This is a genomic window from Neorhizobium sp. SHOUNA12A (assembly GCF_023006505.1).
In the GTDB taxonomy this organism is placed as follows: Bacteria; Pseudomonadota; Alphaproteobacteria; order Rhizobiales; family Rhizobiaceae; genus Neorhizobium.
In genome coordinates this window covers 1-6,398 of record NZ_JALBGV010000155.1, presented here as the reverse complement: position 1 = coordinate 6,398, position 6,398 = coordinate 1, and the positions used below count along the sequence as shown (strand labels likewise).

General features: G+C 62.0%; 5 protein-coding genes. 2 read left to right on the top strand and 3 right to left on the bottom strand.

All coding sequences use genetic code 11. From position 1 onward, the window contains the following. Positions 1 to 637 (top strand): DUF2778 domain-containing protein (locus tag MOV63_RS31790; protein ID WP_247039728.1); only part of this gene is annotated, 637 nt, incomplete at its 5' end. Between the two features lie 27 nt (positions 638 to 664). Here MOV63_RS31790 and MOV63_RS31785 read toward each other — a convergent pair. Both MOV63_RS31785 and MOV63_RS31780 read right to left on the bottom strand, forming a co-directional pair. After that, on the bottom strand, positions 665 to 1,810 hold the full coding sequence (locus tag MOV63_RS31785) for an amidohydrolase (RefSeq protein ID WP_247039727.1): 1,146 nt from the start codon (positions 1,808 to 1,810) through the stop codon (positions 665 to 667). An 83-nt stretch (positions 1,811 to 1,893) separates the two neighbouring features. Then, positions 1,894 to 2,895, bottom strand: coding sequence for an NAD(P)-dependent alcohol dehydrogenase (locus MOV63_RS31780; protein WP_247039726.1), 1,002 nt, complete (start codon positions 2,893 to 2,895; stop codon positions 1,894 to 1,896). A 246-nt stretch (positions 2,896 to 3,141) separates the two neighbouring features. Between MOV63_RS31780 and MOV63_RS31775 the strand changes: the two genes are divergently transcribed. Beyond that, positions 3,142 to 3,978: a hypothetical protein gene (locus MOV63_RS31775; protein ID WP_247039725.1), complete on the top strand. Its 837-nt coding sequence runs from the start codon at positions 3,142 to 3,144 to the stop codon at positions 3,976 to 3,978. A gap of 70 nt (positions 3,979 to 4,048) precedes the next feature. Here the strand turns inward: MOV63_RS31775 and MOV63_RS31770 are convergent. Continuing rightward, on the bottom strand, positions 4,049 to 6,398 hold a 2,350-nt coding region (locus MOV63_RS31770; RefSeq protein ID WP_247039724.1), incomplete at its 5' end, for an ATP-dependent helicase.

Below are 6,398 nucleotides of genomic sequence, written 5' to 3'. Positions count from 1 at the left end.
GGGATCTACCGCCGACAAGCCCGCCAAGCCGGCAGCGCTTGCCGCCATCGCCGCGGTCGCGCCGCAAAAGCCCTCCAGGGCGGCTGACGGCGACGACAAGCCGACCGCGCTCGCCTTTGCCAAACCCGACAATCCGATGCGCGAGGAGCCGACCCGTCCCTCGCAATCCGCGCCGGCCTGGCCTGGAATCGGCACAAAAGTGGCAGTCTACGATATCGCCGGCGGCATGGTCTATATGCCGAACGGCTCGAAACTCGAAGCGCATTCCGGCATCGGCAAAATGCGCGACAACCCGAATTTTACGCATGTGACGATGCGTGGCCCGACGCCGCCCGGTACCTATAAGCTGTCGATGCGTGAAACGCCGTTCCACGGCGTTGCTGCGATCCGCCTGACGCCGGTCGACGGCAGGGCGCCGCAGGGCCGCACCGGCCTGCTCGCCCACAGTTTCCTGCTGCGGGTGCGCGGCGACTCGCATGGCTGCGTCGCCTTTGCCGACTACAACGCGTTCCTGAAAGCCTTCCAGCGCGGCGACATCACCCATATGGTGATCGTGCCCAAATGGGACGGCAAGCGTCCCGGCCGCGGCACCAATGGCGGCTTCATGGCCAAGCTGTTCGGCAACAACGACGCCTGATCGGGCGTCGTCTCCTCCGGCCCAACTTCAGCCGAGAATATCCCTCGCCACGCGCATAAAGATTTTCGTGCCGATCGGGATCAGGTCGTCGGGAAAATCATAGTTCGGATTGTGCAGGTTCGGCATGTTTTCGCCGGCACCCAGGAAGAACATCGCCGATTTCGACACGGTCGCGAACCGGCCGAAATCCTCCGAGCCGCGCATCGTTTCTCCCGCCTCGCGCGAAATGCCTTCGGATTCCATCGCCGCACGTAGCAGGGCGGCGGCTTCCGCATGGTTTTCGCAATGGCCGAAGATGTCGTGATAGTCCATCGCGTATCCGAGACCGCCGACGGCTGCGACCTCGCGGACCAGATCTTCGGCCCTGGTCGTCAACGCCTGCATCTGGCCATCGGTCATGGTGCGCAACGTTACCCAGGCCTCGGCATGGCCGGGCGCAATCCCAAAGGCCGGTTCGCCGACCGAGGCATGCGTCACCGTTGCCAGCACCATGTCGCCGGTTGCGATCGAGCCCTGGCTCAGGGCCGTCAGCGCCGGCATCAGCGTTGCCACCGCCGGCACCGGCGAGATGCCGGTCTCCGGCATGGAGGCATGCGCGGTGCGGCCGGACAGGACGATCTTCAGACCACGCGAGGCGCAGTTGACGATGCCTTCCTTCAGCCAGGCATGGCCGAGCGGCAGGCCCGGCATGTTGTGCAGGGAAAAGCTATAATCCGGCGCCAGTTCCTGGAATTTTTCGTCGGCGATGACGGCCGCCGCGCCGGCGCCTGTCTCCTCGGCCGGCTGGAAGAGCAGGATGACGCGGCCGCGTTTCGGCTTTTCCCGGCCGAACTGCCGCCCCAGCGACGCAAGCATGGTCATGTGACCGTCGTGGCCGCACATATGACCCTTGCCGGGGATTTTCGAGCGATGGTCCGGCGTGCCGATCTCCTCGATCGGCAGCGCGTCCAACTCGGCGCGGAACAGAACGGTCGGGCCGGGAAGGCCGCTGTCATAGATAACCGCGACGCCCGTGCCGCCGAGGCCGGTCACGATCCGATCCGGCTTCGTATCGGCCAGGAACCCTTGCACCTCCGCCGCCGTCGCAATCTCCTCGCCGGAGATTTCCGGCATGGCATGCAGCTTGCGTCGCCATGCGGTGAGCTCGATGACGTCCTGATTGCTGAGAAACATGGGGGCGCTTCCTGATTGTCGGGTTTGATCCGAGGTAACCAGGGCAGGGGTTCTCCGCAAGCAGAACCTCTGCCCTCAGTGCTTCACCACTCGATGCCGATCTTGCCGAAATGGCTGCCGCTCATCTCGTAACGGAAGGCATCTGCCAGTTTCTCGAGCGGAAACACCCGGTCGATCACCGGCCGGACGAGACCCGTATCGAGTGCACGCACGAAATCCTGCTGCTGCCGGCGGCTGCCGACCAGGATGCCGGAAAGAACCGCCTGCTTGCCCATCAGCGCCGCCGTCGGCACTTCGCCGCGCGCGCCGGTCAGCACCCCGATCATGGCGATATGGCCGCCCATCTTCACCGCCTGGATGGACTGTCCGAGCGTTACGGGACCGCCGACTTCCACCACATGGTCGACGCCGCGGCCGCCGGTCCAGTCAAAAACCTGTTTGCCCCAGTCGGCATGATCCCTGTAGTTGACCGTGAACTCGGCCCCGAGCTTTTTGGCGCGCTCCAGCTTTTCGTTCGATGAGGAGGTGATCGCCACCCGCGCGCCCATGGCTTTGGCGATCTGCAGCGCATAGATCGACACGCCGCCCGTGCCGAGCGCCAGCACCGTCTCGCCGGCTTTCAGCCTGCCGAGCTCGACAAGCGCCCGCCAGGCGGTCAGGCCTGCCGTGGTGATCGTTGCCGCTTCCACATGGCTGAAACCTTTCGGAGCAAGCGTGAAGGCGGCCGCCGGCCGCACCGCATATTCCGTCGCGAAACCGTCGATCCCATCGCCGGGCGTGCGCGAAAAACCGCCGGGCAGGGGCGGACCGTCCTGCCAGTCCGGAAAGAAGCAGGAGACCACATGGTCGCCCGGCCTGAACTCGCTCACCCCTTCGCCGACCTCCTCGACCACGCCGGCGCCGTCGGCCATCAGCACCCGCCCATCGGTCGGGGTGCGGCCGCTTGCGACGCTCAGGTCATGGAAATTGATCGAGCTCGCATGCAGCGCCACCCGGATCTCGCCCCGACCGGGTTTGCCCGGATCGGGCAGATCGACGAGTTTGAGGGCATCGAGGCCGCCGGGGGCCGTGACGATGGCTTTCATGGTGTCCTCCCTCAATTGTCAAGATCCCAATGGACGGACGTAGAGAGAGAAACAGAATGTGGCAAGCCTCACGTCTTGCGCGGGTTTTCCAAACATGGGTGTTTGGAATCCCTGTGGCATCGCAGGCTTTCGCGTTTGCCTATATTCAAAGTTGAATATTGACTCGATTTCGTTTTTTACGTTTATCTTGGTCTGGGAGGAAAACTCGAATTTTCCGTGCGCGAGACGTGTTGTGAAGGGGCGCGAATGCTGGATTTTCAGAAACTCTTCAACGTGCTTACCGAGCGGATGAGATCCATAGCGGAGTTTCTTTCCGGATCTGCCCGAGATGGCAGCGGTCAACTCGATGCGGCAATCATATTAGCGTTATTGACTGCAATTCTTGCTACACTCGGTTATCTCGGCAAACATCTCGTTCAAGGTTTGCTGCATCTGCGAGAAGAAAGAAAAAAGTATCGATCGGCCATGGTTCGGTACGTGTATGACGCGGATATCTGGCGGAACGATTTTTCCAAGAATTTCAGCAGAGCAGAATTAGACAAATGGTCCTGCAAACTTATCGATGGGCCTGATGATTTCAAGCTTACTCTCGGGAGTTCAAGGGAGGAGGACGCGCAGGACATCATGACCTATCTTCATTGGCTTAGGCCAAGAGAGATATATTCCATAAGGCTATTTATCGCCTATTCAGAGTTATTCGACAGCATGTGCGGCATTCTTTCCAGCAGTGAATTTGCTGCTTTTGATCGCGCCCGAAAACTGAATGCGCTGATAACTACACAAAGGGTGGGAATTGACGCCTACGGCTATGCGGTACAATCCCTGGAGGCTCTTCGAAAACCTGAGGTGCCGCTATTGGCTGCCTTGGCAGTTTACTTATTCAAAACGATGGCTGGGCTGGTATATCGAATTGAAAGACATCATCTCAGCCCTGCTATCAAGTTCAGCCCGGCGTATCCGAATGATGCGCAGCCACCCGACTATGTCCCGACAGATTGGGCGGGCAGTTCTCTTGAAGAATTTCGCCAAAACGCAGAAGAGCGTTTGGAGAAGGTTTCAAACAAACGGAGGAAGCGGCTTTGACATCTTGGTCGGTCCTTTGTCTTGGGTCGCCTCAAGATAGGGGATTAGGCGTGTCAGTTCAACATGCTCGTCACACCCGCTCCACAAACCCGTCCAGCACCCGCTTCTGCCCGGCGCGATCGAACTCGATCGTCAGCTTGTTGCCCTCGATCGCCGAAATATTGCCGTTGCCGAACTTGACGTGGAACACCCGGTCGCCGACTGAGAATTGCGAAGGCGTGTCGGCCACCGATTTGGCCACCAGTTCCCCGTCGATCGTCCGCGTGCGCGGGCCGCTTTCGCCGTAGCCGATGCGTTCCACCGCGTGGCCGGAGCGGGTGCCCCAGTTGTCGCGGGTGGCGTCGGTCTTGTTGGCCTGGGCGCGTTTCCAGCCGGGGGTGGAATAATTGTTGGCGAAGGGTTCGGCCTTGTCGAAGCGCGACTGGCCGTAGCCGCCCCGACCGCCATAACCGCCGTAGTTGCTGTCCGAGGCTGCGATGTCCACATGGGCGGCCGGCAATTCTTCGAGGAAACGCGACGGCATGGTCGATTGCCACAGGCCGTGGATGCGGCGATTGGAGACGAACCAGATATGGCAACGGTGCTTTGCGCGCGTCAGGCCGACATAGGCGAGGCGGCGTTCTTCCTCCAGGCCTGAGCGGCCGCCCTCGTCGAGCGCCCGCTGGTGCGGAAACAGGCCTTCCTCCCAACCGGGCAGGAAGACGGTGTCGAATTCCAGGCCCTTGGCCGAATGCAGCGTCATGATCGACACGGCATCAAGGTTTTCGTTGTTCTCGGCATCCATGACCAGCGAGACGTGTTCGAGGAAACCGCGCATGCTCTCGAAGGCTTCCATGGAACGCACGAGTTCCTTGAGGTTTTCCAAGCGGCCCGGCGCTTCCGCCGATTTGTCGTTCTGCCACATGGCGGTATAGCCGCTCTCGTCGAGGATCTGCTCGGCCAGCGTGGTGTGAAGGGTGTTTTCGAGCAGGCCCTGCCAGCGGCGGAAATCGGTGACGACGTCGAACAGCGCCTTGCGGGCCTTCGGCTTCAGTTCGTCGGTCTCGATGATGTCGGCCGCCGCCTGCAGCATGGGGATATCGCGGGCGCGGGCGTAGTCGTGCAGGTAGCGCACGGTCGTGTCGCCCAGGCCGCGCTTCGGGGTGTTGATGATCCGCTCGAAGGCGAGGTCGTCGGAAGGCTGGCAGACCATTCTGAAATAGGCCATCGCGTCGCGGATCTCGAGCCGCTCGTAGAAGCGCGGGCCGCCGATGACGCGGTAATTGAGGCCTAACGTCACGAACCGGTCTTCGAACTCGCGCATCTGGAAGGAGGCGCGCACCAGGATCGCCATGTCGTTGAGCTTGTGCTTGCCCCGCTGGAGGTTCTCGATCTCCTCGCCGACGGCGCGCGCTTCCTCTTCCGAATCCCAGGCGGCATGCACCACCACCTTCTCGTCGTCGGGGTCGGAGCGGTCGGTGAACAGGGTCTTGCCGAGCCGGCCTTCGTTATGGGCGATCAGATGGCCGGCGGCGCCGAGGATGTGTTCGGTGGAGCGGTAGTTGCGCTCCAGCTTGATCACCTTCGCGCCCGGAAAGTCCTTCTCGAAGCGCAGGATGTTGTCGACTTCGGCGCCGCGCCAGCCATAGATCGACTGGTCGTCGTCGCCGACGCAGCAGACGTTCTGCGGAACGTCCTTTGGCCGCTGGGCAAGCAGCCGCAGCCACATATATTGCGCCGTATTGGTGTCCTGATACTCGTCGACCAGGATATAGCGGAATTTTCCGTGATATTCCTTGAGCAGGTCCGGGTTCTTGCGGAGGATCGCGATCGGGTGCAGCAGGAGATCGCCGAAATCGCAGGCGTTCAGGGTGCGCAGGCGCGCCTGGTAGGCGGCGTAGAGTTCTCGGCCCTTGCCGTTGGCAAACGCCCGGGCGTCGCCCTCGGCAATGTCCGGCGGGGTCAGGCCCTTGTTCTTCCAGGTGTCGATCATGCCGGCGAACTGTTTTGCCGGCCAGCGTTTGTCGTCCAGTCCCTCGGCCTGGATCAACTGCTTGATCAGCCGCACCACGTCGTCGGTGTCGAGAATGGTGAAGTCGGAGCGAAGGCCAGCCAGTTCCGCATGGCGGCGCAGCAATTTCACGCCGATCGAGTGGAAGGTGCCCATCCACGGCATGCCCTCGACCGCGCCGCCGACGAGCACGCCGACGCGTTCCTTCATTTCGCGGGCAGCCTTGTTGGTAAAGGTCACCGCAAGAATTTGTGATGGGTAGGCGCTGCCGGTTGCCAGGATATGGGCGATGCGGGTGGTGAGCACCCGCGTCTTGCCCGTGCCCGCGCCCGCGAGCACGAGAACCGGTCCGTTCAGCGTCTCGACCGCCAGCCGCTGCTCGGGGTTAAGGCCTGCGAGATAGTCGGGCGCACGGTGCTGGTCGCGGGCC